The organism is Arthrobacter terricola (assembly GCF_004354015.1).
In the GTDB taxonomy this organism is placed as follows: Bacteria; Actinomycetota; Actinomycetes; order Actinomycetales; family Micrococcaceae; genus Arthrobacter; species Arthrobacter terricola.
Map to the genome: position 1 here is coordinate 1 of NZ_SMRU01000042.1, position 25,683 is coordinate 25,683.

Genomic DNA, 25,683 nt, shown 5'->3' on the forward strand with positions numbered 1-25,683 from the left:
GTCCTGATCATGCAGCCCGGCAATCCCTGCGGACTCGTACCGGCTGCGCCACCCTATGACCGTCGTCCGTGTCGCCCCGACACGCTCGGCGATCACGGTGTTCGACAGCCCCTCCGCGGCCAGCAGCACGATCCGCGCCCGCTGGGCGAGTCCCGCCCGTCCCGCCGAGGACCTGGACAGACGATTCAACGCCTCAAAATCACCATCACGAAGACCCAGGGCAGCAGCAGGACGATTGGCCATAACCAATCCTCCCAAACACCCAAACGTCTAGCTATTAACGACACGCGACACTAGGTTCTCCCTACCGGACAGCAGCGTCCGGGCTGAAAATTGGGGAAATTGAATGAATCGGAACATTGCTACGCGTGCGGTCAAAAGGCGGCGGATGAACTACGCCAACATCACCTCCTACGGGTGGGCTCGGGTGTAATTGAACGTGCCTGGAAGCTGGTATCTGCGCCTAGCTGCTCTGTGGTTCTCCGTGATTGCATTGTTGATTGCCGGTTGCTCGAGCGGGGATAAGGGTGTTCAGGCGGTCGGCCCAGGCCCGCAAGGAGTGGACGCTCCAACGTTCACCGGGCCTTGGGCAGACTACTTCCGTTCGGCCTATTCGACGGCCACAACCGACCTGCAGAGGACTATTTTGTCGGATGGAAAAATTACCGACCAAGAGAACCAGGAAGTAAGGAACGCATTCGTTTCCTGCATGGCGGCTTTCGATATTCGGGTTGAACTTCAAGAATACGATTCCACCAAATCAATCGCACCGACCGGGATGACCGATGCGAAATACGATGAACTAAGCAGAGACTGCCGGGCCCGTACGTCTGGCCAGATTTCAGGACTCTATTTCCAGATCAACAGAAATCCCGAAAACAGGGACGAGTCCGCCATTATGGCCGAATGTCTTTCGCGAAAGGGCTTGGTTGAACGAAACTACTCTGCGAAAGACTATGAGGCGGCATCTGGCGACCAGAATTTCCCTTTCGATGCTGCTGATCCGAGGTTCCGCGCCTGCGGCCTGGATCCCCTCAATCGTGAAGAAGCCATGCCGTGAAGCAGCGGAGGTTTAACTTCGGGAATTGGACGTCGTTGAGAGGCGTCGCTGTGGCGGCCCTTCTCACGAGCGCACTGGCGTTCGTCCTTGGACTCGCTATGGCTCCGGCCGGGGCGCCGTCATCGCTTGAGCGACAGATTCCGGCGTCAACCGCTCCGGTCGCTGCGACTGACTTTAAGGATCCACGGACTGTCCAAGTCGTGGCCGAGCAGTCCGGACCGCGCAGTCTGATCGCGGGGCTCAGTGGAACCATCACCTCGTCCGCTTGTACCCAGGGCGGCCTGATCCGTTCGGGCACGTCCACTTTTGCAATTGACGGGGAACCGCTAATCAACCTCGCGACGAAGACGCCATTGTGGCGCGACTTGCGCCTCGGCGACTCCGGCGACGACGTTCGCGCGCTCCAGGCTGAGCTCAATCAGCTTGGATATGTTGCTGGAACAACGGCAACGGTCTCTGCCGAGATGTTCGAGGCACATGTCGCTCTGGCTGCTTCCCTCGGCGCGCGACCTGATCGCTCCGTCATCGAGAGAAGCAAGTACACCTGGCTCCCTGACCGGGAGCAGGCCGTGCTCAAGTGCGCTGTATCGGTGGGATCCGTCGTGAACCAGGGCCAAGGCATTGCGGAACTTCCGCCACAGGTTACCGGAGCAAGAATCGCTAATCTTCCGCAAACTCTGGCCCCAGGCGAACGCACCCTGCTGATCGACGCCTCGAATTTTCCGACCGCGGTGGACGGCAGGATTTCGGATGGGGTTCTCCTCAACAAGATGGCAAGGACGCCCAGTTTCGCTGCATCACAGGGTTCTGAACGTCCGGGAGTTTTCACCGCGCGCTACGAACTTGCACAACCCGCCAGGGTGCTTGGAGTTCCGCCCGGAGCCATCTTCAGCATTAGTGCGGCCGGTGGCTGCATATCGTCCAGCAAGGAGGTCCATCGGGTGACCATTCTCGGTTCCCAGCTTGGCATTACGTATGTTTCCGGTAATGCCCTCGATGCCGTCCGGGAAATAGATCTCAAACCGGCACAAAACCAACCGTGCGTGTGAGGCTTGAACATGTCGGCTGTGGCTTCGACGCGCTGCCACCGCTGTTCGAGGATCTCAACTACGATTTCCGTCCCGGCGACAAATACGCGCTTACCGGTCCGTCAGGGTCTGGCAAAAGCACCTTATTGAGCATCATCGCGGGCTGGATGGAGCCCACATCAGGGCGGGTCGCCCGTGATGGCATTAACCGGATTTCGTGGGTGTTCCAGAATCCCCATGGAGTTGGTCCACGCTCGGCGTTGGATCACGTAGCACTGCCGCTCCTCGCACAGGGGCTTCGGAGGACTGATGCTGAGGCCAAGGCGTTGGCACTGATGGATTCCGTCGATCTGGGGTCGATCGCACACCGCCCTTTTCGCCAGCTTTCCGGCGGCGAAGCCCAACGTTTGTTGCTCGCCCGAGCCATCGCCGCGGATCCGCAACTGCTTCTGGTCGATGAACCTACCGCACAGTTGGATCGCCATACCGGGGAATCCGTGAATTCGGCGCTTGAAGCGATCTCTGCCCGTGGCACGATCATTATTGTTGCTACTCACGACCCCGCAACCCGCGAAGCCTGCACTCACGTCCTTGACCTGGGGAAACACCGAAAATGAACATCGCGGAGGTTTTCAGCGAGGCGTGGAGGAACATTACGTCAGGAGCATCGCGTGCCGTCTGGTTCGCGTTGGCCTTGGCCATCCCGGCCTCGGGACTTGGGCTTGCAGACATCATTGCCACCCAGTCGCTCATTTCAGCGGCGAACTCCTACAAGGAATCGGGAGCGGACGTCATCACCCTAGTCGCTGCCGGGGCGATTGACGGCGAGAAGTGCGAACGGTTGTCCGAACTGCCCGGAGTTGCGGCCGCCGGCGCCCTCCGGGCGGCTCCGGATACCCCGCTTCTTGCATTACCGGGATCCCCCGTGCCGACTAAGGAAATCACTAATGGATTGCCATCCGTTCTTGGCGCGCAGGTTCGTGGCGACGGTGGAATGGTTGTTTCCGATGAACTTGCCAAGGAGCTGAACGTGGGTCCCCTTGCCGTGGACCGGAATCAAGGGATCGCGACAGCACACGGGACGGCCAAGGTTGACGGGACTTACGACTATCCCGCAGATGGCCGTCGCGCCGGCTTTGCATATGGCCTCCTTTCGCCGGTCCCTGCGGGCGGAGGCGCTTTTGACGAATGCTGGGTCCGCTCTTGGCCGCCGTCCCCCGAAATGCGGATGCTCATTCGATTGTCGCTGATTCCGGGAGCAGGTGAGCCAAACGCCGACCCACCCGTAGTCAGCCAGCTGAATACGCGAAAGGGGACGGAATTTGATGGCGCTGCCAGGTTTGAACAGCGCGTGACGCGGTTTGGCGCAATGGCGGCACTCGCCGTCGGAATGGTTTTGGGTTATTTTTCCGTGCGTTCCAGGCGTCTGGAGCTTGCCTCCGCTAAGCACAGCGGGGTCACGGCAGCCACTCAGCGGTTGCAGGTCGGCATTGAACATGCGGTAGTGGCACTGATGGCGTGGATCCTTGCCATGCCAATGATCATCTATGCCGCAAGGTCTGCCGGATTGCCGGATTTGCCGGTCATGGTGGTTCTGGGGACGAAGCCTGTGCTTGTCGCTGCTCCGGCTTTCATTATTGGCGCAATAGCCGGAGCTGCAACGATTCGAGAGAAGCAACTCTTCCGCTATTTCAGCAACAGATGACCCAATCGGCCCCTGAACGTTTGAGTTTGTGTACAGATCACACCCCTTAAGATTCGTTTTAAGGGGTGTGATCTGTACACAAACTCGGAGGGGGAATGGTGAAGCCGTCGATTGCGTGGTTCCGGGACGATCTCCGCGTCACCGATAATCCAGCCTTGCGGGCAGCGGTCGACGACGGCGGGGCGGTTGCGCTCTATGTCCTTGACGAAGAATCGCTGGGCATCAGGCCGCTCGGGGGAGCCTCCCGCTGGTGGCTGCACCATTCCTTGCTGGCCCTTCGCGAAGACCTCGCCTCTTTGGGCATTCCGCTCCTTTTGCGCCGCGGCCCGGCAGACGCCGTCGTTCGCGAAACCACGACGGCGCTCGGCGCCGGCGGGCTCTACTGGAACCGGCGGTACGGCGAAGCGGAGCGAACGCTCGACGCCGGCATCAAGGCTTGGGCGGGCGCGTCCGGTGTGCATGCGAAGAGTTTCCAGGCCTCGTTGCTGCATGAACCGTGGGACGTGACAACCAAGCAGGGCGGGCCATTCAAAGTTTTCACGCCCTTTTGGCGCACTGTGTCCGCAAGGGACTTCCGCGATCCTTGGGACGCCCCGGAGTGTGGCCGGGGATTCTCCGGACGGCTCCCGGACCAGGAAGAGTTGGACGCTTGGGGATTGCTTCCCCAGTCACCGGATTGGTCCGCCGGGCTAGCTGAATACTGGCAACCGGGGAGGGCCCAGGCCCACGAATTGCTTGAGGATTTCCTGGAGCAAGGCGTGGCAGACTATTCCGTGAACCGTGACCGCCCGGATTTGCCCGGCAGCAGCAGGCTTTCCCCCTTCCTGCGCTGGGGCCAGCTCAGTCCGTTCGAGGTGTGGCACGCCCAGCAACGCCGGCGCCGGGAACTCGGCGATGGAAATGCCGTCTTTGCCACGGAACTCGGGTGGCGCGAATTCTGCTGGCACCAGTATTTCCACCACCCGGACTTGGCGACAGCCAACCTGAGGCCCGGCTTCGACCACTACCCTTGGGCGTGGCCGGAGCTGGACGGCCCGGGCAAGAAGGGTCCGGAAAAGAGCGGCCACAGATCTGCCGACGCCACGCTCCTCCGTGCCTGGCGGGAAGGCAAAACAGGTTTCCCTTTGGTGGACGCAGGTCAGCGGCAATTGTGGCGCACGGGATGGATGCACAACCGGGTTCGCATGGTGTCGGCGAGCCTGCTGGTGAAGAACCTCGGCATCCATTGGCAACTCGGCGAGCAGTGGTTCTGGGACACGCTGGTGGATGCCGATGCGGCGTCCAACCCTGCGAACTGGCAGTGGGTGGCCGGTTCGGGGGCCGATGCGTCGCCGTTCTTCAGGATCTTCAACCCGGAAACCCAGGCCAGGAAATTCGACCCCCACGGCAAGTATGTGGCCGAGTGGATTCCCGAAATCGCCACGCCGGACTACCCACAGCCCGTGGTGGACCTGAAGGCCTCCCGCCAGGAAGCGCTGGACGCCTATGGGTCGCTCTGAGGCCCGCCTCGCGCCGGAACAGGCGCGCACAACCTGAGTTCCGACGTCGGGCGCGCCCGCTGCTGCCAGCGACCGGGCCACCACCGGACCCCTAGAAACTAGTAGGAAGTCCGAGTATATTCGGGTTCAAGATGTCCCCGGGGCGCAGTCGGACATGTGCTTTCGAGGCTGTTGGCGGGCATTCACACATATGCAAAGGAGCATTCCATGGTGCGCGAACTCTCCCACTACATTGACGGCCAAAGGGTCGATGGCACCTCAGGACGCTTCAGCGACGTCTACGATCCCTGCACGGGCGAAGTCCAGTCGAAGCTTCCGTTGGCCAGCGCGGACGAGGTCCGGAACGCGATCTCCAACGCCGAGAAAGGCCAGCTTGAATGGGCTGCCATGAACCCGCAGCGCCGTGCCCGAATCCTCTTGAAGTTTGTGGACCTGGTCAACGAGAACATGGACGAACTCGCCACGCTCCTCTCCTCGGAACACGGCAAGACCTTCCTCGACTCCAAAGGCGATATCCAGCGCGGCATCGAAGTGGTGGAATTCTCCGCCGGGGCGCCGCACTTGCTCAAGGGCGAGTTCTCGGACAGCGCAGGCCAAGGGATCGACGTTCATTCGCTCCGCCAGCCGCTCGGCGTCGTCGCTGGCATCACGCCGTTCAACTTCCCGGCAATGATCCCGCTGTGGAAATCCGGTCCCGCGCTCGCCGCTGGCAACGCCTTCATCCTCAAGCCGTCGGAGCGTGATCCGTCGGTGCCGCTGCGGCTCGCGGAACTTTTCACCGAGGCCGGGATGCCGAACGGCGTGTTCAACGTCATCAATGGCGACAAGGAAGCCGTGGACACCCTCCTCGAGGATCGGCGCGTCAAGGCGATCGGATTCGTCGGATCCACGCCGATCGCCCAGTACATCTACGCGACGGCAGCGGCCCACGGCAAGCGTGCGCAATGCTTTGGCGGCGCCAAGAACCACATGGTGATCATGCCCGACGCCGATCTAGACATGGCCGCCGACGCCCTGATCGGCTCCGGCTACGGCTCCGCGGGCGAACGCTGCATGGCCATCTCGGTAGCAGTGCCGGTTGGCCAGGAGACGGCTGACCAGCTCGTCGCCAAACTGGGCGAGCGGATCAAGGACCTGAAGGTCGGTCCCAGCATGGCCAAGGACTCGGATTTCGGCCCAGTGGTGGCAGCCTCCGCGAAAGAACGGATCGAACGCTACATCCAGGCAGGGGTCGACGCCGGCGCTACCCTGGTCACCGATGGCCGCGGCGTCACCGTGGACGGCTACGAAGGCGGCTTCTGGGTTGGTCCCACCCTCTTCGACAACGTCACGAAGGACATGTCCATCTATAAGGACGAGATCTTTGGCCCGGTCCTGAGCGTCCTCCGCGCGGCCGACTATGAGGAAGCGCTGCGGCTCTGTTCGGAGCACGAGTTCGGCAACGGCGTCGCGATCTTCACGCGCGACGGCGACTCGGCCCGCGACTTCGCCAGCCGGGTGGAGGTAGGCATGGTGGGCGTCAACGTCCCGATTCCAGTACCGATCGCCTATTACACCTTCGGCGGCTGGAAGGCCTCCGGCTTCGGCGACCTCAACCAGCACGGCGCGGACGCCTTCCGCTTCTACACCAAGACCAAGACGGTCACCACCCGTTGGCCCTCCGGCATCCGCCAGGGCGCCAGCTTCGTGATGCCGGCCGGCAGCTGATGGCCGGCCTTCCGCCAAAAGAGGCTGCGTCCGACGAAGCTGCGACCGGTGACGTCCTGTTCGAGAGACGCGGCAACCTCGGCGTCGTGACCCTGAACCGGCCCCGCGCCGTCAACGCGCTCAACACGGGAATGGTGCTCGCCATGCTGGAGCGACTTACCGCGTGGGCGGATGACGACGGCGTGCAAACGGTCCTGGTCCACGGCGCCGGGGAGCGCGGATTGTGCGCAGGCGGGGACATCGTGGCGATCTACGAGGACATGTTGCGCCACGGCGGCCAGACCTCGGAATTCTGGGCCGCGGAGTACCGCCTGAACTCGCTCATCGCCCGTTATCCGAAGCCCTACGTGGCCTTCATGGACGGTCTGGTCCTCGGCGGCGGGGTCGGGATTTCCGCTCACGGCTCCTTTCGCGTGGTCACCGAGCGTACCCGGACCGGCATGCCGGAAACGACGATCGGTTTCGTGCCCGACGTCGGCGGGACGCTCCTGCTGTCACGCTCGCCGGGGGAGACAGGAACCCACGCGGCGCTCACGGGTGCGCACTTGACCGGCGCCGACGCGCTGTTCCTCGGGCTCGCGGACCACTTCGTGCCGTCCGCTAGCCTCCCGGCGCTCGCGGAAGCGCTGGAAAGCTCGACGGCGGAAGTCGCCGTCGGGCGCTTTGCACAAGAGCCGCCGGCCTCGCCACTGGCCGCCCAGCAGGACTGGATCGATGCCGCCTACGCGACGGACGATGCCGAGGAGATCGTCGCGAGGCTGCGCGCCGGCGACGAAGAAGCCAGCGCGGTCGCAAACACGATCGAATCCAAATCGCCCACCGCGGTGAAGGTCACGCTGGAATCGCTGCGGCGTGTGCGAGGACTGACCCTTGACGAGGCCTTGGAACAGGAATACCGCGTGGGCATGCGATGCCTGACGGGAGCCGATTTCCGGGAGGGAATCCGTGCCCAAGTGGTGGACAAGGACCGCAACCCGCAGTGGAAGCCGCCTTCCCTCGCGGAAGTGACACCCGCCGACGTCGAACGCTTTTTTGAGCCGCTCGGCGACCGTGAACTCAAACTTCACTCAAAGGAGTCCGACCATGTCTGAAAACGCAGCTTCCGGGACTATCGCTTTCCTCGGGGTCGGCCACATGGGTGGCCCGATGGCCGTGAACCTCGTCAAAGCCGGTCACCAGGTGCTCGCGTACGACCCCGTGCCGGCAGCGCTTGAGGCAGCCCGCGGACAAGGCGTTCCCACCGTGGAGAGCGCGGAAGAAGCCGTGGCGGGAGCTTCGGTGGTCCTGACCATGCTCCCCAGCGGGAAGCACGTCCTCGATGCCTATCGCGGCGTGGACGGGGCGCCGGGGTTACTGTCTGTGGCCGGGCCTGACACGCTGTTCCTGGACTGCTCGACCATCAACGTGGACGAAGCCCGCGAAGCCGCGGCCATTGCGCTTGAAGCCGGGCATCGCTCAGTGGACGCGCCTGTTTCCGGGGGCGTCGTGGGCGCCGAAGCAGGAACACTGACGTTCATGGTGGGCGCCTTGCCGGAAGACTTCGAAACGGTGAAACCGATCCTGGAACTCATGGGTAGGCGGATTGTGCACTGCGGCGACCACGGCGCGGGACAAGCGGCGAAGGTCTGCAACAACATGATCCTTGGTGTGTCCATGATTGCCGTCAGCGAGGCCTTCGTGCTGGGCGAGAAGCTTGGGCTGACGCACCAAGCCTTGTTCGACGTCGCTTCCAACGCTTCCGGGCAATGCTGGGCCTTGACCACCAATTGCCCCGTCCCCGGTCCAGTCCCCGGGAGCCCGGCCAACCGCGACTACCAACCGGGATTTGCCGGTGCCCTCATGGCGAAGGACCTTCGGCTTGCTGTCAACGCCCTCGAGAGCACCGGCGTCGACGGGCAAATGGGGCACCTTGCCTCGAAGATCTACGACGCGTTCGCGGCCGAAGGCGGAGCGGCACGTGACTTCTCCGGCATCATTACGGAGATCCGGGACAGGTCCGCCACGTAGCGTTGGTCTCGAGGCCATCAACAATCTACGGCACGAACAAAAGGGGTACGGCTTGGCGCAGCAATACGAAAACATCCTGGTGGAACTACGGGGCAGGGTTGGTTTGGTGACCCTCAACCGGCCAAAAGCGCTCAACGCATTGAACAAGGCCACCATGGATGAGCTCGTGGCGGCGGTGACCGGCATGGATGCCGACCCTGAGGTTGGGGCCGTAGTGATTGCCGGCTCGGAGAAAGCCTTCGCGGCAGGGGCGGACATCAAGGAAATGGCTTCCAAGGGATACATGGAGATGTATGCCGCCGACTGGTTCCGGGGCTGGGAAAACCTGACCCGCCTCCGTATCCCGGTGATCGCGGCCGTCTCCGGTTTCGCTTTGGGCGGTGGCTGCGAACTGGCCATGATGTGCGATTTCATCATTGCCGGGGACAATGCCAAGTTCGGCCAGCCCGAGATCAACCTGGGGGTCATTCCGGGCATGGGGGGCTCGCAGCGGCTGGCCCGGGCCGTGGGCAAGGCCAAAGCGATGGACATGATCCTCACCGGGAGGTTTATGGATGTCGATGAAGCCGAACGCGCAGGGCTGGTGTCCCGCGTCGTTCCGGCTGCGGACGTGGTGGAAGAAGCACTCAAAGCTGCCGAGCTCATCGCTTCCAAGTCCAAGCCAGCGGCCATGTTGGCCAAGGAAGCCGTCAACGCGGCGTTCGAAACCGGTTTGTCCCAAGGGGTCCTGTTTGAGCGGCGGATTTTCCACTCACTCTTCGCCACGGAAGACCAGAAGGAAGGCATGGTGGCCTTCACCGAGAAGCGGGAAGCGGAGTTCAAGCACCGCTAATCTTGCATCCATTGCTGCGTAGGTGTCGTTTTGAGGGTGGAAAACGACACGTACGCAGCAACGGATGCAGAGGATCAGTCCGTGAAGTCGCCGGCGGCTTTGCGGAAGTCGCCCAGGACACGGATGAGGTGTTCGACGTCTTCGTTCCCGAAGCCGGACTGGCCGAACACCTCATTGTTGAGGGCCGTCGTCGCGCGCTTTGCGAGGGTGCGGCCCTCGGACGTGAGCTCGATCAGGGTGGTTCGCCCGTCCGTTGGGTGCGGGGAGCGGACCACGAGGGCGGCTTTTTCGAGGCGGTCGACGGCGTTGGTCACGGACGTCGGGTGTACCTGGAGCAGCGCGCTGGCCTTGTTCATTGGCAGCGCGCCGCTCCGGGCGAAGCTCAGCAAGGCCAGGAGTTCGTAGCGCGCAAACGTGAGGCCGAACGGCTTCAGCACGCCTTCGATGCGGGCAAGCAGGATCTGCTGGGTGCGCATGATCGCAGTGATGGCCGCCATGGGCGCGGCGACTTCGCCCCAGCCGTGGCGTTCCCAGTTCCGCTGGGCGTCGGCGATGGGGTCTCGGGGGAGCGGACTGCCCACGGTACCTCCTGACATTGTGGTTGGCTGCCTATTCTCTCAGGCTCGGGAAGTCGGATTCGGAGTATTCGACGCCGGTGCCTTCCGGATTCAGGCCGCTGCCGTGCCGCAGTTCCTCGCTCGCGCGGAGTTCGACGCGGCGGATCTTGCCGGAAATGGTCTTGGGCAGCTCGGCGAATTCGAGCCGGCGGATGCGCTTGAACGGCACAAGATTGTTCCGGCAATAACGCAATATGTCCTCCGCGAGCTCCGGCGAGGGGACATGTCCACTCGCGAGCACGACGAATGCCTTGGGTACCGAGAGCTTCACGGGATCCGGAGAAGGCACGACGGCGGCCTCCGCCACCGCAGGGTGTTCGATCAGGACGCTTTCGAGCTCGAAGGGGGACAAACGGTAGTCGGAGGACTTGAAGACATCGTCGCCGCGGCCCACATAGGTAATGACCCCGTTCTCGTCCCTGCTGGCCATGTCGCCAGTGTGGTAGTAGCCGTCCCGGAACGCGTCAGCCGTCTTCGCGGCATCGCCGTAGTAGGCCTTCATGAGCCCCACGGGCCGGCGGTCCAAGCGCAAGCACAGCTCGCCGTCGTCGGTTTCCTCCCCGGTGGCGGGGTCCACGAGCACCACGTCGTAACCCGGAAGCGGCCGACCCATGGAGCCCGTCTTGACCTGCTGGCCCGGAGTGTTGGCAACCTGGACCGTCGTCTCGGTCTGGCCGAAACCGTCGCGGATGGTCTGGCCCCACGCCCGCTCCACTTGCCCGATGACCTCGGCATTGAGCGGTTCGCCCGCCGAGACAACCTTGGTGGGCGGGGTCTTGAGCAGCGTGAGGTCCGCTTGGATGAGCATGCGCCACACTGTGGGCGGTGCGCAGAAACTCGTGACCCCTTCGCGGTCCATCTGCTCCATGAGGGCTTTGGCGTCGAAGCGATCGTAGTTGTAGACGAATACGCACGCTTCAGCGATCCACGGCGCGAAGACATTGGACCAGGCATGCTTGGCCCAGCCAGGGGAGGCCACATTGAGGTGGACGTCGCCCGGTTCCAGGCCGATCCAGTACATCGTGGACAGGTGCCCCACGGGGTAGGAGGTGTGCGTGTGTTCCACGAGTTTCGCCCTCGACGTGGTGCCCGAGGTGAAGTAGAGGAGCATCGTCTCGTCGCCAAGCGTGGGAGCGTCGGGGACGAACCCGGTTTCCGCGGTGCCCGATTCGGCGTAGTCGAGTGCGCTGTCGGCAGCGTCTGTGCCGGCGGCCAGGGCGGCGTCGCCGACTTCGATCAGGGTGTAGTCGCCCGGCACATCTGCGAACTTGCCGATGTTCGCACTTCCGACGGCGGCCCAGCGGGCTCCGCCGCGTTCCACGCGATCAGTAATGTCCCGCGGTCCCATGAGCGTAGTCGTGGGAATCAGGACTAGGCCCAGCTTGATCCCGGCGAGCATGATTTCCCAAAGCTCCACCTGGTTGCCGAGCATGATGATCATGCGGTCGCCCCGCTGGACGCCCTTGCTGCGGAGCCAGTTGGCCACTTGCGACGAACGGTCCGAAAGGTCCTTGAAGCTGCGGCGCGTCGAGCTGCCGTCCTGCTCGACGATCACGAGCGCGGGGTTGTTGGCCTTGGAGGGGTCGGCCGCGATTTGGTCGAACCAGTCGATGGCGAAGTTAAATTCGCTGAATCGGGGCCACTGGAACTCCTTGTGCGCGGTGGAATAGCGGGTGCGCAGTTCAAGGAGCCGGTCGCGGGCTGCACGGAAGTCGTCGGTGACTGTCATTGTCTGCCTTTCGCCCTGCATGGATCGGACCAGCGTCACGGTGATCGGGGCGGACCGGCGAACGCTGCGTTGTGATCCGCCTCACCTGAAATATACTAGGACATCCAAGCGTTCGGAAGGGGTGCAGGGCAGCGGCGAGGTGCTGACGCTCGAGGCCCTCTGGAGGCGGGGACTACTTCCACCAGGTGTCGAAAATGGTGACCGGGACGGTGCGCTTGTGGCGCGTGCGCAGGTATTTGTCCTCGATGGTCGCCGCGGCGCCCTCGGCAACGTCCTTGCCCTCGAGGTAATCGTCGATCTGGTCGTAGGTGATACCGAGCTCGTCTTCGTCCGTGCGGCCGGGGGAGCCGTCCAGGAGGTCGGCCGTGGGGACCTTTTCCCAGATCCGGTCCGGCGCGCCAAGCTCGGCGAGGAGAGCGCGGTTCTGCCGCTTGTTGAGGCCGAAGAGCGGGAGGATGTCCGCGCCGCCGTCGCCGAACTTGGTGAAGAAGCCGGTGACGGACTCCGCCCCGTGGTCGGTTCCGATGACGAGGTAGTTGTACTCGCCGGCTAGCGCGTACTGGGCCAGCATCCGGGACCGTGCCTTGGTGTTGCCCTTGTGGAAGTCTGAAATGCCGGCGCCGGTGGTCTTCTCGAATTCGTCCTCGAAGCCATCCACTGCCCGGGAGATGTTGAAGGTCCACTCGGTCTTGGCCTGGATGAAGTCGAGGGCCGCCTGCGCGTCGTCTTCATCGTGCTGGGCGCCGTAGGGGAGCCGGACCGCCACGAAGTTCGCCTCGACGCCCTCGGCTTCGAGCTCCTCGACGGCAAGTTGCGCGAGCCGCCCGGCCAGGGAGGAATCCAAGCCGCCGGAAATGCCCAGGACGAAGCCCTTGGTCCGCGTTGCCTTGAGGTAGTCCTTCAGGAACGCGACCCGTTTGCGGATCTCCTCGGCGGGGTCGATCCGGGGCTGGACGCCCATTTCCGCAATGATTTCAGCCTGAAGTGTGCGCATGTCCCCAACACTAATGAGGAGTGCTTGGATCCCTCAACTGTGTCAGAGCTCCGGGGCGGCTCCCGTGGACCCACGGACGGTGAGGTGGGTGGGCATCACGGCGAGCCTCCGGTTCGTCCCGCCGTACTGCGGATTCAGCCGCGACAAGAGCATGGAAACGGCTACGCGACCGGCTTGTTCTATGGGGGAGGCCATGGTGGTGAGGGGCGGATTGCAGAAGTCGGCGCCGAAAATGTCGTCGCAACCAACAATGGACATGTCCTCCGGAACACGGATACCGCGTTCGCGCAGCCTTTGGAGCATGCCGATGGCGAGGAGGTCGTTGAAGACGAGGCATGCCGTCGCTCCGGTGTGCACAGCGGCGTCGGCGGCGGCCGCGCCCGACGTCGTCTTGGGCGTGAACGGCCCCACGCTGAAGGTGGTGAGGCTGCGATCCTGGGCCTCGTCCTGGAAGGTCTTCCACCGCTTCGCGTTCGACCAGGAGGTCGTGGGGCCGCCGACGAAGCAAATCCTCGAGTGCCCCAGCGATACGAGGTGTTCCAGCGCCTGGACAATGGCCGACGGCGTGTCGATCACCACCGTGGGGGCGTTGGCCGACGCCCGGTTGATGGTGACCATGGGCTGCTGGGTAGCGGCTTCGGCGAGCTGGGCATCCGTCAGGCGGGACGCGGCGAGGATGAAGCCATCGGCCGAACGGCGCATCTTCTGCAAGGCGTCGGCTTCCATGTCCGCGGATTCCTCGGTGTCCACCAGCAATTGCGTGTAGCCGGCCGCCTTCAGTTGGTGCTGCGCGCCGCGAATGATGTCGAAGTAGAAGGGGTTGGTGATGTCCGGAACCAGGACGGCGACCGTCTGGGTGCGTCCGGAGCTCAGCCCGCGGGCTTGCGAGCTGGGGATGTAGTTCAACTGCGCCGCGGCTTGTTCGATGCGCTCGCGCGTCACATGGTTCACCCTCCCCGGATTGCTGAGGGCGCGCGAAACCGTGGATGTTGCCACGCCGGCGAGATCGGCGACGTCGCGGATAGTGGGCTGCTTGCCCGGGGACTGGAGCTGGAGTTCTGCCATCGTCTGGATGTTCCTCATCTGCCGCAGCCGCTCAACGATGAGTGACTTGTCCCACAATTGCAGCATCGATGACAATTTTTGGCAATCGCTTGTCATCTTTGTTGCGGCCTGCCTAGACTCGGAGAAATCGCCCGATGTGACGCGCACCACGCTGCTGTTCCCGGGCATCCAGGGAGGAAAACAATGAAGTTTGCATCGTCCGCCAAATTGGCCGCCGTTGTTGTCTCAGCGGCACTGGCTTTGACCGCCTGCGGCGGTAGCGGCAACTCCGGCAGCAGCTCCGGAGCCGTCGACGGGAAAGGCAAGAAGCTGAGCGTCCTGACCGGCGTCAACGCCCAGTATTCCGCCCAGCAGAAGCAGTGGTTCACAGACATCGCGGCCAAGTTCAAGGCGCAGACCGGTGCAGACATCGAGTTCGAAACGTTCGCCTCGGCAAACGACGAGCTGACTCGGATCCAGACTTCCGTGGTTTCCGGCCAAGGCCCCGACGTCTACAGCCTCGGCACCACGTTCACCCCCACCGCCTACGCCACCAAGGCCTTCGTGACTTTGTCCGACGACGACTGGAACAAAGTGGGCGGCAAAAGCCGGTTCAACCAGGCGGCCCTCGGCATTTCGGGACCGGACGCCCAGCACCAGGCCGGCATTCCCTTCGTCAGCCGTCCGTTCGTGATGGCCTACAACAAGGACCTTCTCGCCGCGGCGGGCATCGACAAGCCCGCCACCACATGGGACGAGCTCGAGGCCCAGGCCAAGAAGATGACCAACCCGGCCACGGGCACCTACGGCCTCGCCACCGGATACAAGGACAACTACGATCCCTGGAAGTTCATCTGGGCGATGTCCGTCCAGGCCGGCAACCCGCTCGTGGACGGCAAGACGCTCAAGCTCGACGACCCCGCCGTCAAGAAGGCCTACGAAACCTACTTCGGCTGGCTCACCAAGGACAAGGTAGTGGACCCGGCGTCGGTCGGCTGGAGCAACAGCAACGCGGTTGCCGCGTTCGCTTCGGGGAAGGCCGGCTACTTGATGATGACCACGTCCAGCTCGCTCCCGACCCTCGAGAAGTCCGCGGTTGCGGGCAAGTACGCTTACGCCACCATGCCGACGGCGGCACCCGGCGATTCGTCTCCGAAGGGTGACGCCGCGAACGCGGCCAGTATCCTGTCCGGCGACAACGTGGTTGTTGCCGACTACTCGAAGCAAAAGGACCTGGCCTTCGCCTACATCAACCTCATCACTTCGAAGGATGAGCAATTGAACTTCCAGAAGATCTTCGGCGACTTGCCGGCCAATGCGGACGCGTTGAAGTCCTTGGCCAACCCGCAACTCCAACCGGTTGCCGATACCGCTGCCAAATCCAAGGCAACCCCGTTCACCGGCGCCTGGGGCGACATCCAATTGGCCCTCATGAACGTCACTGTCCAGTCCATCCCTGACCTCGCCAAGGGATCCGTGGATGATTCCGCCTTGGAATCACGGCTCAAGGACGCCCAGTCCAAAGGCCAGGCATCGCTCGACCGGGCGTCGAAGTAGGCAGGAACGGACATGTCCACCGATTCCCTGACCGCGGGCAAGCCGACGCGCCGCAAGTCGACCCACGCCGCCACGCCGGAGCCGCAGGTTCCTGACACACCGCCACGCCGCAAGGGACTGAGCGAACGCAACCGACCGTTGTGGATGCTCATTCCAGGCGGACTGTTGATGGTGATCATCATCGTCCTGCCCATGCTGCTCGGCATCTACATGTCGTCGCTGGACCTGGACCAGTACTCGCTCCGCCAGTGGGTCAGCGCACCGTTCATCGGAGTGCAGAACTTCGTCGAGGCCTTGACCGGCTCGCCCCTGCTCCACGCGATCTGGCTGAGCGTCAGCTATTCGCTGATCGCCATGGTGGTGACCATCCCGCTCGGGATCGCCGCCGCCGTCGCAACCCAGAACGCCTTCAAAGGCCGCGCGCTGGTCCGCTCGATCTTCCTGGTCCCCTACGTCCTGCCGTCGTTCGTGGTGGCAACGGTGTGGCGGACGATGTTCCAGCCCGGCAGCGTGATCGACTCGGCGCTCCACTCGGTGGGCATCAATGCCGGACTCTGGCTCAACGGTCCGCAATCGTATTGGACGTTGATCCTGGTCCAGATCTGGGCCTCGTGGCCGTTCGTCTACTTGCTGGCGTTGTCCGGGCTGCAATCGGTGGACCACGAAGTGCACGAAGCATCCGCGCTGGACGGTGCCTTGTGGTGGAACAAGCTCCGCTACGTCGTTTTCCCGTACCTCAAAGGCCCGCTGTCCTTGGCCTTCCTGATCGGGATGCTGCACCACATCAACAACTTCACCTTGCCGTTCGTGCTGTTCGGTGTCCCGGCCCCGTCCGACGTCGAACTGCTGCCGACCCTCACCTACGTCACGAGCTTCCAGAGCTTCCGGTTCGGACTCAGCGCGGCCATGGCGTTCATCTCGCTCATCCTGATCGCCATTCCTTTGTTCATCTACTTGCGGGCCGTCAAGCTCGACGACGCCGAAACCCCAGGAGGCAAAAAGTGAGCACCGCAACTACCGCCGTCGGGACCGCACCGCAAGAAGGCTTCCGCCCGGGCTCCCGCCGCCAGCACGAAGTCACGCGGCTGTTGCCTGGCCCGTTGCTCGCCATCATCCTGACCGTGCTGTGTGCCCTTGTGCTCATCCCGGTGGCCTACATCTTCCTGGCATCCCTGAACTCGGACATCGGAGTGGCGCGGGGCGAGTTCTTCCCCTCCACATTCTCGTTCGAGAACTACAGCACGATCTGGAGCAGCGTCGGATTGGCGACGGGCCTCACCAACAGCGTCCTGGTGGCAGGATCAACGGCCATTGTGTCGGCGTTGATGTCGATCGCCACCGCGTACGTCCTGGTCCGCTACCAGTTCCGCGGCCGGCTCACCATCCTTCGCGGCTTGCTGGCGCTGCAGTCGGTTCCAGGCACGCTCATGGTCCTTCCGGTCTTCGTCCTGTTCTCCTCGGCCGCGAGCTACCTTGGCATCCAAGTGATCGGAACGCAGTGGGGCCTGTTCGTGACGTACTTGACGTTTGCGATGCCGTTTTCCACCTGGGTCATGGTCACCTACTTGCGCGGCTTGCCCCGCGAACTTGAGGAAGCCGCAAGGATCGACGGCGCCAGCAACCTGGGCGTGCTGGTGCGGATCATCCTTCCGCTGAGCTGGCCCGGCGTGGTCGTGTCCGGTATCTTCGCGTTCCTGCTTGGCTGGAACGACGTCTTGTTCGCCTCGGTGATGACCCGCCCCGAAAGCCAGACGGCCGCCGTCGCGCTCCAGATCTTCGGCGCTTCGCAAGAAGGCGGGGCCATTCCCTTCTACGGCCAGATGATGGCAGCATCCCTTGTGTGTGCTGCGCCCGTGGTCATTTTGTACCTGATTTTCCAGCGTTACCTAGTGGGCGGCTTGACCGCCGGAGGAGTCAAATAACACATGAGTACCCCAGCCGTTGAATGGGAGCTTTCGGGCTTCGGCGACGAGATCGACGACGACCCGCGGATCCAGATTGCCGTGATGCAGGCGCTGGGCGCCCGGCACATCGAAGTCCGCAGTGCATGGGGCGTCAACATCGTGGACCTGGACGAGGCGCAGCTCAGCGAGTTCAAGGGTCTGCTGGACGCCGCCGACATGAAGGTGTCCGCGATTGCCTCGCCGATCGGGAAAGTGGACGTGTCCCTCCCGGTGGACCATGAGGTGGGCCGGCTCCGCCGGGCCGTCAACGCCGCGAAAGTCCTCGGATCCCGCTACATCCGGATCTTCTCCTTCTATTACGGGGCGGACGTCGCCGTGGAGAGCATCCGCGACGACGTCATAGAGCGCATGCGTGCCCTTACCGCGGTCGCCGAGGAGTCCGGCGTCGTCCTCCTGCACGAAAACGAGAAGGACATCTTCGGCGACATTCCCGAACGCGTCCTGGACATCATCGAATCCGTTGGCTCTCCGGCGCTGAAGGTCGCTTGGGACGCCGCCAACTTCGTCCAGGTGGGCGTCAAGCCCTTCGAAGAAGGCTATGAAATGCTCCGCCCGCACCTCGAATACCTTCAGGTCAAGGACGCGCTGTTCTCCAACGGCCACGTCATGCCGGCCGGCGAAGGGGACGGCGACGTCCTCCGGACCGTGGAAGCCCTCAAGGCCGACGGATACACAGGATTCGCCAGTTTGGAACCGCACCTGGCCGGTGTCCATGGCCTGGGCGGCTTTTCCGGCCCGACCGCGTTCGGCATCGCCGCGCGCGCATTCGCCAAAGTCCTCGACGAAGCAGGAGTACGGACAGTATGAGCAACATTCGAGTAGCCATCACCGGTTGCGGAGTCATCGGCCGCACCCACGCGGCAGCGCTGCAGGAATTCCCGGAGGCAAGCATCGTCGCCCTCGTCGATGCCGTGCCGGAAGCCGCTGAAAAGCTCGCGGCGTTCATCGCCGAAACCGGGCGGCCCCGCCCAGCCATCTACGCAACCATCCCCGAAGCGTTCGCCGCCCAGGAAATCGACCTCGTCGCGCTCGCAACACCGAGCGGGCTGCACATCCAGCACGCCCTCGAGGTCCTTTCGGCGGGCAAGCACGTCATCATCGAAAAGCCGCTCGACGTGGACTTGAGCCGCGCCCAGGAAATCGAGGCAGCCGCGAACGAGGCGGCGAAGAACGGCGTGGTTGCTTCCGTCATCAGCCAGCACCGTTTCGACCAGTCGAGCGTGGCGGTCGCGGACGCCGTGGCGAATGGCCGTTTCGGCAGGGTCAGTTCCGCCATCGCGTCCGTGGCGTGGTGGCGCAGCCAGGGCTACTACGACTCCGGGGACTGGCGCGGAACCTGGGCAATGGACGGCGGGGGCGCCCTAATGAACCAAGGCGTCCACACCGTGGACCTGCTCTTGTGGTTCATGGGTCGTCCCGTCGAAATCACGGCCCACACCGCACTCCTGGCGCACGAGCGGATCGAAGTCGAGGACACGGCCGTGGCCACGGTGACGTTCGAAAACGGCGGACTCGCCGTGCTCCACGCCACCACCGCGGCCTACCCCGGCCTGACCGTCCGCCTCCAGCTCATGGGTTCGAAGGGCTCGGCTGTCATCGACAACGACCTCCTCCAGTACTTCCACGCCGCCGACGCCAGCAGCGAAGAATCCGCCATGGGACTGCAAGGCGGCGGCAACCAGGCCGAAGAGGAACTGGCGAAGTACCCTGCGGAGAACTACGAAGCCAAGGACCCCACCGTCTACCCGGCCGGCCATGTCCGCCAATACCGGGACATCCTCGCCGCGATCGCCGAAGGGCGGCCGGCCAGAGTCACGGTCATTGACGCAGTCAACGCCCTCGCCACGGTCCGCGCCGTGTACGCCTCGGCCACCTTGCGCCAACCCGTGCTGTTCGACGACGTCATCGCCGGAAAATACAACCATCTCGAAGTCAGGACAGGAAGCCCCGTCACCGCAGGCAACCCGGCAAAAGAAAGCGTGTGAAATCCATGAAGTTCTCGGTCTTTACTGCCTCCACCCCCGACTGGTCTCCCGAAGAGGCGGCCACGAAGCTCGCCGGCCAAGGATGGGACGGCATCGAATGGCGCGTCACTGACCAAGCCGAAACGGCGGAACCCGGCTTCTGGGCGGGAAACCGCGCCACGTGGCCCATGACCGGATTGGAGGAATCGATCCCGGAAATCGCCAGGATCACGGCCGAGTCGGGGCTCGAGTTTTCGGGCCTTGGCGGTTACGCGCGCTGTGACAACCACGACGACGTCGAACGCGTCCTCGCCGCGACCGCCGCCTTGGGTGCCAAACAAGTGCGTGTGAACGTGCTGCCGCTGGGGAACTCCACCATGGGTGGAGGCGAACCTAGCGGCTTGTCCTACCCCGAGCTCTTCCAAGCAACGCGTGAGCACTACGAATGGGTCGCCGCCCGCGCGGCACACCACGGCGTGAAGGCCCTCGTGGAACTCCACCACGGAACAGTAACCGCCTCGGCTTCGTCAGCCCGCCGATTGCTCGAAGGACTCGACCCGCAGCACGTCGGCGTCATCCACGACCTCGGCAACCTGTTGATCGAAGGCTGGGAGTCGCCGCTGCCTGCTCTTCAACTGCTTGGCCCGTACTTGGCACATGTCCACGTGAAAAACACCCGCTGGGTGCGCACGGAGTCGAGGGACGAATCCGGCGCGGCCGTGTGGGCCAACGAATGGGCGCCGCTGACGGAAGGCCAGGGAAGCGTCCTCGCATACTTCCGGGCGCTCGCCGACGTCGGCTACGACTCCTGGGTGACGGCCGAGGACTTTTCCACCGAGGTCCCGTTGGAGGAACGGACCGCGTCCAACCTCGCCTACTTGCGCAACGCCGCCGCGCTCGCCGGCTTCGCCGTCACGGCGCCTGCCTAAGACCGGCGCGACTTCGCGTTCCCGCGTCGGCGACCGCCGCCGTCGGGCACTTCCGAAAGATGCAGCCACCCGCCCACAAGGCGGTTGGCTGCATCTTCGACTTAAAGGGTGCTTTTAGATGGTGCGTGGTGCGCGCCCGAGGTTCTCCTTGAGCTCTGCGGCGTTCTGCCGGACGCCATATGCGGGCCGGTCCCGCTCCACGCGCCAGCTCTCGTCAAGGGGGCCGATATTGACGGCGTCGAAGCCAAACTCGTCATAGAGCCGGGTGACCAACTCCACGGCCTCCGGGAAGTCGCTGGCCGTGGCCAAGGCGCGACGATCCGCCGTACCTGCCGGGGTCCCGCTCGTCGTGATATCGGCGAAGTTGATGTGGTTGAAGCCCTTGGCCACCTTCGCGCCTTCCAAGTGCTTTTGCACGAGGCCGGACGTGGTGGCTTCGCCCTTGTCCAACTCCGGGAAGTGCCCGTCGCGCTCCCAGTAATAGTTGTTGGTGTCGATCACTACCTTCCCCGCCAGCGGTTCCACCGGCAGGTTCCGGTACGCCCGGAAGGGCACGGTGACGACGGCGAAATCGCCAGCGGCGGCTGCCTCGGCCGCGGTCGCTGCACGGGCATGTGGCCCAAGCTCGTTCACGAGGTCCGAAAGCGTTTCCGGCCCACGGGAGTTGCCGATCACCACGTCATAGCCCAGTTCAACTGCTTTGCGGGCGATCTGGCTGCCAATGTGTCCTGCACCAATGATTCCGATAGTTGTCATGTCTGCGAGAACGCCGTCTGCGGCATGGATATTTCGCCGGTTACGTAGAATGGAGACCATGACTTCCGCTGTTGACGCCGCCCCCGCCCGTGCCCGCCTTCTTGAACTGATCAAAGAACTGGCCGTGGTCCGCGGCAAGGTGATTCTTTCCAGCGGAGCCGAGGCGGACTACTACATTGACTTGCGGCGCATCACCCTCCACCACGAGGCCTCCAAGCTGGTGGGCCAGGTCATGTTGTCCATGATCGACGACGCCGGAATCGCCGTCGAGTGCGCGGGCGGGCTGACCATGGGTGCCGACCCCGTCGGGACCGCCGTGATGCACGCAGCGTCCGACGCCGGCCGTGCGGTTGACGCGTTCGTGGTGCGCAAAGCCCAGAAGTCGTACGGCATGGGCCGCCAGGTCGAAGGCCCCTCCGTGGAAGGCCGCAACGTCGTAGTCCTCGAGGACACGTCCACCACCGGCGGCTCGGCCCTCACCGCCGTCGAGGGTGTCCGCAAGGCGGGTGGAAACGTGGTTGCCGTGGCGGTCATCGTGGACCGGAACACCGGTGCCAAGGAAAAGATCGAAGCCGAAACCGGAGTGCCCTACCTCTTCGCCTTCGGCAAGGACGAACTCGGCCTCAACTAACTCCCGAGTTTGTGTACACCTAACACCCCTTAAAGCGGGTTTTAAAGGGTGCGAGGTGTACACAAACTCTCAGGTGCCTGTAACTCGAAACGCCTAAGCTGGCTTGGTGAACATTCAGGAAGGAAAATTCACGCACAAGCGTCAGCGCTCTCAGGACCCGGGCTCGCCCGCCCAGATCCTCAGGCACGCCGCCGACCTCAAGAGCTTTTCCCGGCGCTCCTTCCTGATCGGGGCCGGCTTTTCCTCGGCACTAGCGGCGGACATGCTCTTCACCCGGCAAGTCCAGGAAGAGCGCCGCATCACCAAGATCCTCACGGTAGGCGACGATTACGCCGATTCCACCTATCCGAACGCGAGCTGGATCCTCTTCCCGGGATTTAAAACCGGCTGGGAAGAAGCGGTGTGGATCCTTAATTCCATCCGCGGTTCCCTGCGGCAACGCGGCCAGCTTGCCGCCGTCGGATACTCCAACCTGGGCCTGGAAGTCTCGGACGTGGTGGACGCCGTGCTCGCCCACATCAACGAGCGCAAACTGAACGAACTCTACTTCTACGGCCACAGTTTCGGCGGAATGTTAGCCACCGAAGTAGCCTCCCGCCTGCGCGAGCGAAACGGCATAGGGGTCAAGATGATCCTCCTGGATTCCTCGCCGTTCAGTAAGTACGACATCCTCGACCAAAGCTGGTTCGACGGCGTGGTGTTCCTGTACGAGAGCGGGTTCCAGGTCCCCACCGTCCTCCGTGGCGGATACGAACTTGGCGAGCGTGTGGTGAACAAGCACGAACGCACCTGGGGACAGGTCTGGGACCAGACCCTTGAACAGATATCGCCGATCGCGCCTTCGAGCGTCCTGATCCAGAGCGAATCTGACTACATTTACCACTTTGACGGCACCCGGTTCACGGACATGCTTGGCGACACGAAGATTGCGTTCATCGGCAATCCGCGAGACGACACCGTGAACTACGAGACGGCGAGGGCGGGTTGGGCCCGGACGTTCCCCCTCAATATCGCATCCACGGGATACCGCACGGACGGTGCCAGGCCAACCCACGCGAGCCCGCAATGGAACCCGTTCGTCTACAACCCGATCATCGAGGAGCTGGAGAACGAACTCTTCCCTCTGCCGCGCGCGGGCTCAAGGGTGGTTTTCTACTAAACGCCCCGCAACGAATCCAGCTCGGCCGCGCTCAGGCCGGCATCGCGCAAGAAGCCCGTTGCACTCCCGAACTCCCGCGTGAATCCCTCAAGGAAGTACTCCATGGCGGCCCCGGGAGATTGCAGCAGCATGAGCGAAGGGCTGAAGGCATCTTCGGGAACCTCCGGAATGGCGAGCCGCCACGCCGCTGCCATGGTCTGCAACATCGCCGGAAGCGCTTCAGTGCTGGCCGCGTAGTCCGCCACAATGTCCCGGTGGGCCGTGCCGATTGCGAGCAGCGCGACGGCGGAGACGACGCCGGTCCGGTCCTTGCCGAGCGAACAATGGATGAGCGTCCGCTTGCCTTGGGTTACGGGCCTGAGCGAATCGGCCACCCAGCCCGGCCGTGCCCGGACCCAGCCCAAATACAGCTCGGCGAGGTCTTCGGCCGTGTGGATGGCATCCAGTCCGGCTGAAGCGAGGCGCGGATCGAGCGGGTTCTCGACCAGGTCCACCTCGTGGTTTTCCAAGTGCCACGGCGAAATGGCGCGTTCGTACCCGCTCCGCAGGTCCACGACGGCCTGGATGCCGTGGTGATCAAGGAACTCGGAAGTCGCGGCTGCGTCCATGCCGAACGGCTGGCTGCCCCTGAGGATCCGGCCGCCTATGAGCGGACGCAGGTTCTGCACAGCCATGGGCTAGTCCTATATCTGGTTCTTGAGGTCCGCCACAGAGTTCAGTACCTGGTTGGGCCTGAACGGGAAGGACGCGATTTCCTCGCGCTGCGTGATGCCAGTGAGCACCAGGACGGTGTGCAGTCCGGCTTCCATGCCCGCCACGACGTCGGTGTCCATGCGGTCGCCGATCATGGCCGTGGTCTCCGAGTGGGCGTCAATCCGGTTCATCGCAGAGCGGAACATCATGGGGTTCGGTTTGCCCACGACGTACGGTTCACGGTCGGTGGCCTTGGTGATCAGCGCCGCGATGGCACCGGTTGCGGGCAGCGGGCCATCCTTGGACGGACCCGTGGCATCCGGGTTGGTGGCGATGAAACGGGCACCGGCAAGGATGAGCCGGATGGCAGTGGTGATCGCTTCGAAAGAGTACGTGCGGGTCTCGCCGAGCACCACGAAGTCCGGGTTCTGGTCGGTGAGGATGAAGCCGGCCTCGTGGAGCGCCGTCGTGAGTCCTGCCTCGCCGATGGTGTAGGCCCGGTTGCCGGAACCGGAACTCTCCACTTGGTCCTTGAGGAACTGCGCTGTGGCGAGGGCCGAGGTCCAGATGTTTTCCTCGGGGACCTCCAGGCCGGACGAGCGAAGCCGGGCCGCGAGGTCGCGGGGAGTGAAGATGGAGTTGTTGGTGAGGACGAGGAACCTCTTGGAAGTGTCCACCCAGCGCTGGAGCAATTCGGCCGCTCCGGGAACCGCTTGGTTCTCGTGGACCAGGACGCCGTCCATGTCCGTGAGCCAGCATTCGATTTCGCGCCCGTTGCGGTAAACGGGTTCGCGGTTCGGGACCTCGGTTGCCTTCGCCATGCTTTTCCTCCACGGTTGTCTGCTACTGCTCCCAAGTCTTTCATCTTTCGGATCCTGAAACACTTGAGTGGCGTGCGTTACGGCGAGGAGGTTCCGGCGTCGCGGGCGGCGGGTCCCGGCTAGTGTTGAGGGGTGACTGACCGGCCCCGGAATCCCGCCCCCACCGACTTGCCCACCGTTCCTCCCAGTGTCCTGTCTGCCGACGGTGAGCCGGAAGCGAAAGCGGAGGTAGGCGTCGGGCCCTGGGAAGGCGAGTGGCCGGAAGGCACGCATTGGGACCCGGACCTGCTCCGCGACGGCGACCGGCGCAACGTGGTGGACAAGTACCGCTACTGGAAGCATGAGGCGATTGTCGCGGACCTCGACGCGCACCGGCACGATTTCCACATCGCGATTGAAAACTGGCAACACGACCTCAATATCGGCACCGTGGTGCGGACCGCCAACGCCTTCCTCGCCAAGGAAGTGCACATTATTGGACGACGGCGGTGGAACCGTCGCGGCGCCATGGTCACCGACCGCTACCAGCACGTCCGCCACCATCCCACCGTGGAAGATTTCGTCGCGTGGGCGCAGGGCGAGGGACTCGCCATTATCGGGATCGACATCTTCCCGGATTCGGTCCCGTTGGAAACCTACGACCTTCCGCGCAATTGCGTGCTCGTGTTCGGCCAGGAAGGACCCGGCCTGACCCCCGAGGTGCACGACGCCGCCGTCGCCACCTTGTCGATCGAGCAGTACGGCTCCACACGATCCATGAATGCGGCGTCGGCCGCGGCCATCGCGATGCACGCCTGGATCCGGCGCCACAACTTCGGGCAAGCGGTTTCCTAGGGTGCTGCCGGGGCTGTCCTAGCCTTTCGACCGGGCAATCCCAGCCTTTCGAGCGGCCCCAAAACCCTTGATTTCGCGAGGGAACGCAAGTGTTACTAGCCTTTGTGAGCGAAAGCACGGTGCCGGATTCCTCAGTGGCTAGGATGGTACTTA

General features: G+C 63.6%; 26 protein-coding genes. 18 read left to right on the forward strand and 8 right to left on the reverse strand.

Annotated features, from left to right (window positions below; translation table 11 throughout):
- Positions 1-243, reverse strand: a 243-nt coding sequence (locus E1809_RS23355; protein WP_133204173.1) for a helix-turn-helix domain-containing protein, incomplete at its 3' end; no start/stop codon positions are given.
- 241 nt (positions 244-484) lie between these two features.
- On the opposite strand from E1809_RS23355, the gene E1809_RS23360 reads away from it, so the two are divergent.
- The 9 genes from E1809_RS23360 (at position 485) to E1809_RS23400 (ending at position 9,838) form a co-directional block, all read left to right on the forward strand.
- On the forward strand, positions 485-1,060 hold the full coding sequence (locus E1809_RS23360; protein ID WP_133206638.1) for a hypothetical protein: 576 nt from the start codon (positions 485-487) through the stop codon (positions 1,058-1,060).
- A gap of 50 nt (positions 1,061-1,110) precedes the next feature.
- Positions 1,111-2,109 (forward strand): peptidoglycan-binding domain-containing protein, encoded by a 999-nt coding sequence (locus E1809_RS23365; protein WP_133206639.1) that lies wholly within the window; start codon positions 1,111-1,113, stop codon positions 2,107-2,109.
- The gene (locus tag E1809_RS23370; protein WP_235835749.1) at positions 2,106-2,705 is read left to right on the forward strand and encodes an ATP-binding cassette domain-containing protein; all 600 of its coding nucleotides are present in this window, start codon (positions 2,106-2,108) and stop codon (positions 2,703-2,705) included. The genes E1809_RS23365 and E1809_RS23370 overlap by 4 nt, the downstream gene beginning before the upstream one ends.
- A 308-nt stretch (positions 2,706-3,013) precedes the next feature.
- A complete protein-coding gene (locus E1809_RS23375; RefSeq protein WP_133206641.1) occupies positions 3,014-3,793 on the forward strand; it encodes a hypothetical protein in 780 nt (259 codons plus the stop codon).
- 98 nt (positions 3,794-3,891) lie between these two features.
- On the forward strand, positions 3,892-5,292 hold the full coding sequence (locus E1809_RS23380) for a cryptochrome/photolyase family protein (RefSeq protein WP_133206664.1): 1,401 nt from the start codon (positions 3,892-3,894) through the stop codon (positions 5,290-5,292).
- A gap of 207 nt (positions 5,293-5,499) precedes the next feature.
- Positions 5,500-6,999 (forward strand): CoA-acylating methylmalonate-semialdehyde dehydrogenase, encoded by a 1,500-nt coding sequence (locus E1809_RS23385; RefSeq protein ID WP_133206642.1) that lies wholly within the window; start codon positions 5,500-5,502, stop codon positions 6,997-6,999.
- Positions 6,999-8,090: an enoyl-CoA hydratase/isomerase family protein gene (locus E1809_RS23390; protein WP_133206643.1), complete on the forward strand. Its 1,092-nt coding sequence runs from the start codon at positions 6,999-7,001 to the stop codon at positions 8,088-8,090. Before E1809_RS23385 ends, E1809_RS23390 begins: the two co-directional genes overlap by 1 nt.
- Positions 8,083-9,006 carry a 3-hydroxyisobutyrate dehydrogenase gene (mmsB, locus tag E1809_RS23395; protein WP_133206644.1) on the forward strand — a complete coding sequence of 308 codons (924 nt, stop codon included), beginning with the start codon at positions 8,083-8,085 and terminating at the stop codon, positions 9,004-9,006. The genes E1809_RS23390 and mmsB overlap by 8 nt, the downstream gene beginning before the upstream one ends.
- Positions 9,007-9,058: 52 nt before the next feature.
- A complete protein-coding gene (locus E1809_RS23400) occupies positions 9,059-9,838 on the forward strand; it encodes an enoyl-CoA hydratase (protein ID WP_133206645.1) in 780 nt (259 codons plus the stop codon).
- A gap of 74 nt (positions 9,839-9,912) precedes the next feature.
- Here E1809_RS23400 and E1809_RS23405 read toward each other — a convergent pair whose 3' ends face one another.
- The 4 genes from E1809_RS23405 to E1809_RS23420 all read right to left on the reverse strand — a co-directional run bounded on the left by E1809_RS23405 (position 9,913) and on the right by E1809_RS23420 (position 14,243).
- Complete coding sequence (locus tag E1809_RS23405) at positions 9,913-10,419, reverse strand: MarR family winged helix-turn-helix transcriptional regulator (protein WP_133206646.1); 507 nt, start codon at positions 10,417-10,419, stop codon at positions 9,913-9,915.
- A gap of 28 nt (positions 10,420-10,447) precedes the next feature.
- The gene (locus E1809_RS23410; protein ID WP_133206647.1) at positions 10,448-12,184 is read right to left on the reverse strand and encodes an AMP-binding protein; all 1,737 of its coding nucleotides are present in this window, start codon (positions 12,182-12,184) and stop codon (positions 10,448-10,450) included.
- A 172-nt stretch (positions 12,185-12,356) separates the two neighbouring features.
- Positions 12,357-13,178, reverse strand: coding sequence for an ammonia-dependent NAD(+) synthetase (gene nadE, locus E1809_RS23415; RefSeq protein ID WP_133206648.1), 822 nt, complete (start codon positions 13,176-13,178; stop codon positions 12,357-12,359).
- A gap of 42 nt (positions 13,179-13,220) precedes the next feature.
- Complete coding sequence (locus tag E1809_RS23420; RefSeq protein ID WP_133206665.1) at positions 13,221-14,243, reverse strand: LacI family DNA-binding transcriptional regulator; 1,023 nt, start codon at positions 14,241-14,243, stop codon at positions 13,221-13,223.
- 183 nt (positions 14,244-14,426) lie between these two features.
- On the opposite strand from E1809_RS23420, the gene E1809_RS23425 reads away from it, so the two are divergent.
- From E1809_RS23425 to E1809_RS23450, 6 genes are read left to right on the forward strand one after another with little or no spacing between them, the layout of a single operon-like run.
- Positions 14,427-15,779: an ABC transporter substrate-binding protein gene (locus tag E1809_RS23425; protein WP_133206649.1), complete on the forward strand. Its 1,353-nt coding sequence runs from the start codon at positions 14,427-14,429 to the stop codon at positions 15,777-15,779.
- 12 nt (positions 15,780-15,791) lie between these two features.
- Positions 15,792-16,784, forward strand: coding sequence for a carbohydrate ABC transporter permease (locus tag E1809_RS23430; protein ID WP_133206650.1), 993 nt, complete (start codon positions 15,792-15,794; stop codon positions 16,782-16,784).
- Positions 16,781-17,701, forward strand: a complete 921-nt coding sequence (locus E1809_RS23435) for a carbohydrate ABC transporter permease (RefSeq protein ID WP_133206651.1) — start codon at positions 16,781-16,783, stop codon at positions 17,699-17,701. Before E1809_RS23430 ends, E1809_RS23435 begins: the two co-directional genes overlap by 4 nt.
- 3 nt (positions 17,702-17,704) lie before the next feature.
- Positions 17,705-18,550 carry a sugar phosphate isomerase/epimerase family protein gene (locus E1809_RS23440; RefSeq protein WP_133206652.1) on the forward strand — a complete coding sequence of 282 codons (846 nt, stop codon included), beginning with the start codon at positions 17,705-17,707 and terminating at the stop codon, positions 18,548-18,550.
- Entirely contained in the window at positions 18,547-19,728 is a 1,182-nt protein-coding gene (locus E1809_RS23445) for a Gfo/Idh/MocA family protein (RefSeq protein WP_133206653.1), read from the forward strand. The genes E1809_RS23440 and E1809_RS23445 overlap by 4 nt, the downstream gene beginning before the upstream one ends.
- Before the next feature lie 5 nt (positions 19,729-19,733).
- Entirely contained in the window at positions 19,734-20,636 is a 903-nt protein-coding gene (locus E1809_RS23450; RefSeq protein WP_133206666.1) for a sugar phosphate isomerase/epimerase family protein, read from the forward strand.
- Positions 20,637-20,750: 114 nt separating this feature from the next.
- Here E1809_RS23450 and E1809_RS23455 read toward each other — a convergent pair whose 3' ends face one another.
- Complete coding sequence (locus tag E1809_RS23455) at positions 20,751-21,452, reverse strand: NADPH-dependent F420 reductase (protein WP_268908733.1); 702 nt, start codon at positions 21,450-21,452, stop codon at positions 20,751-20,753.
- On the opposite strand from E1809_RS23455, the gene pyrE reads away from it, so the two are divergent.
- The gene (gene pyrE / locus E1809_RS23460) at positions 21,451-22,023 is read left to right on the forward strand and encodes an orotate phosphoribosyltransferase (RefSeq protein ID WP_133206655.1); all 573 of its coding nucleotides are present in this window, start codon (positions 21,451-21,453) and stop codon (positions 22,021-22,023) included. The two genes, E1809_RS23455 and pyrE, sit on opposite strands and share 2 nt — an antisense overlap.
- A gap of 112 nt (positions 22,024-22,135) precedes the next feature.
- Positions 22,136-23,182, forward strand: coding sequence for an alpha/beta fold hydrolase (locus E1809_RS23465; protein WP_133206667.1), 1,047 nt, complete (start codon positions 22,136-22,138; stop codon positions 23,180-23,182).
- On the opposite strand, the gene E1809_RS23470 is transcribed toward E1809_RS23465, so the two are convergent.
- On the reverse strand, positions 23,179-23,856 hold the full coding sequence (locus E1809_RS23470; RefSeq protein ID WP_133206656.1) for a tyrosine-protein phosphatase: 678 nt from the start codon (positions 23,854-23,856) through the stop codon (positions 23,179-23,181). The genes E1809_RS23465 and E1809_RS23470 overlap by 4 nt on opposite strands.
- 9 nt (positions 23,857-23,865) lie before the next feature.
- Entirely contained in the window at positions 23,866-24,696 is an 831-nt protein-coding gene (locus tag E1809_RS23475; protein ID WP_133206657.1) for an HAD-IIA family hydrolase, read from the reverse strand.
- Positions 24,697-24,864: 168 nt separating this feature from the next.
- On the opposite strand from E1809_RS23475, the gene E1809_RS23480 reads away from it, so the two are divergent.
- A complete protein-coding gene (locus E1809_RS23480) occupies positions 24,865-25,530 on the forward strand; it encodes a TrmH family RNA methyltransferase (protein WP_133206668.1) in 666 nt (221 codons plus the stop codon).
- Positions 25,531-25,683: the final 153 nt, after the last annotated feature.

Coding starts and splice junctions, on each gene's coding strand:
- E1809_RS23420 (WP_133206665.1), bottom strand. CDS start 14,243: ATGGCAGAACTCCAGCTCCAGTCCCCGGGCAAGCAGCCCACTATCCGC.
- E1809_RS23385 (WP_133206642.1), top strand. CDS start 5,500: ATGGTGCGCGAACTCTCCCACTACATTGACGGCCAAAGGGTCGATGGC.
- nadE (WP_133206648.1), bottom strand. CDS start 13,178: ATGCGCACACTTCAGGCTGAAATCATTGCGGAAATGGGCGTCCAGCCC.
- E1809_RS23430 (WP_133206650.1), top strand. CDS start 15,792: ATGTCCACCGATTCCCTGACCGCGGGCAAGCCGACGCGCCGCAAGTCG.
- E1809_RS23440 (WP_133206652.1), top strand. CDS start 17,705: ATGAGTACCCCAGCCGTTGAATGGGAGCTTTCGGGCTTCGGCGACGAG.
- E1809_RS23475 (WP_133206657.1), bottom strand. CDS start 24,696: ATGGCGAAGGCAACCGAGGTCCCGAACCGCGAACCCGTTTACCGCAAC.
- E1809_RS23450 (WP_133206666.1), top strand. CDS start 19,734: ATGAAGTTCTCGGTCTTTACTGCCTCCACCCCCGACTGGTCTCCCGAA.
- pyrE (WP_133206655.1), top strand. CDS start 21,451: ATGACTTCCGCTGTTGACGCCGCCCCCGCCCGTGCCCGCCTTCTTGAA.
- E1809_RS23455 (WP_268908733.1), bottom strand. CDS start 21,452: ATGGTCTCCATTCTACGTAACCGGCGAAATATCCATGCCGCAGACGGC.
- E1809_RS23410 (WP_133206647.1), bottom strand. CDS start 12,184: ATGACAGTCACCGACGACTTCCGTGCAGCCCGCGACCGGCTCCTTGAA.
- E1809_RS23445 (WP_133206653.1), top strand. CDS start 18,547: ATGAGCAACATTCGAGTAGCCATCACCGGTTGCGGAGTCATCGGCCGC.
- mmsB (WP_133206644.1), top strand. CDS start 8,083: ATGTCTGAAAACGCAGCTTCCGGGACTATCGCTTTCCTCGGGGTCGGC.
- E1809_RS23425 (WP_133206649.1), top strand. CDS start 14,427: ATGAAGTTTGCATCGTCCGCCAAATTGGCCGCCGTTGTTGTCTCAGCG.
- E1809_RS23390 (WP_133206643.1), top strand. CDS start 6,999: ATGGCCGGCCTTCCGCCAAAAGAGGCTGCGTCCGACGAAGCTGCGACC.
- E1809_RS23470 (WP_133206656.1), bottom strand. CDS start 23,856: ATGGCTGTGCAGAACCTGCGTCCGCTCATAGGCGGCCGGATCCTCAGG.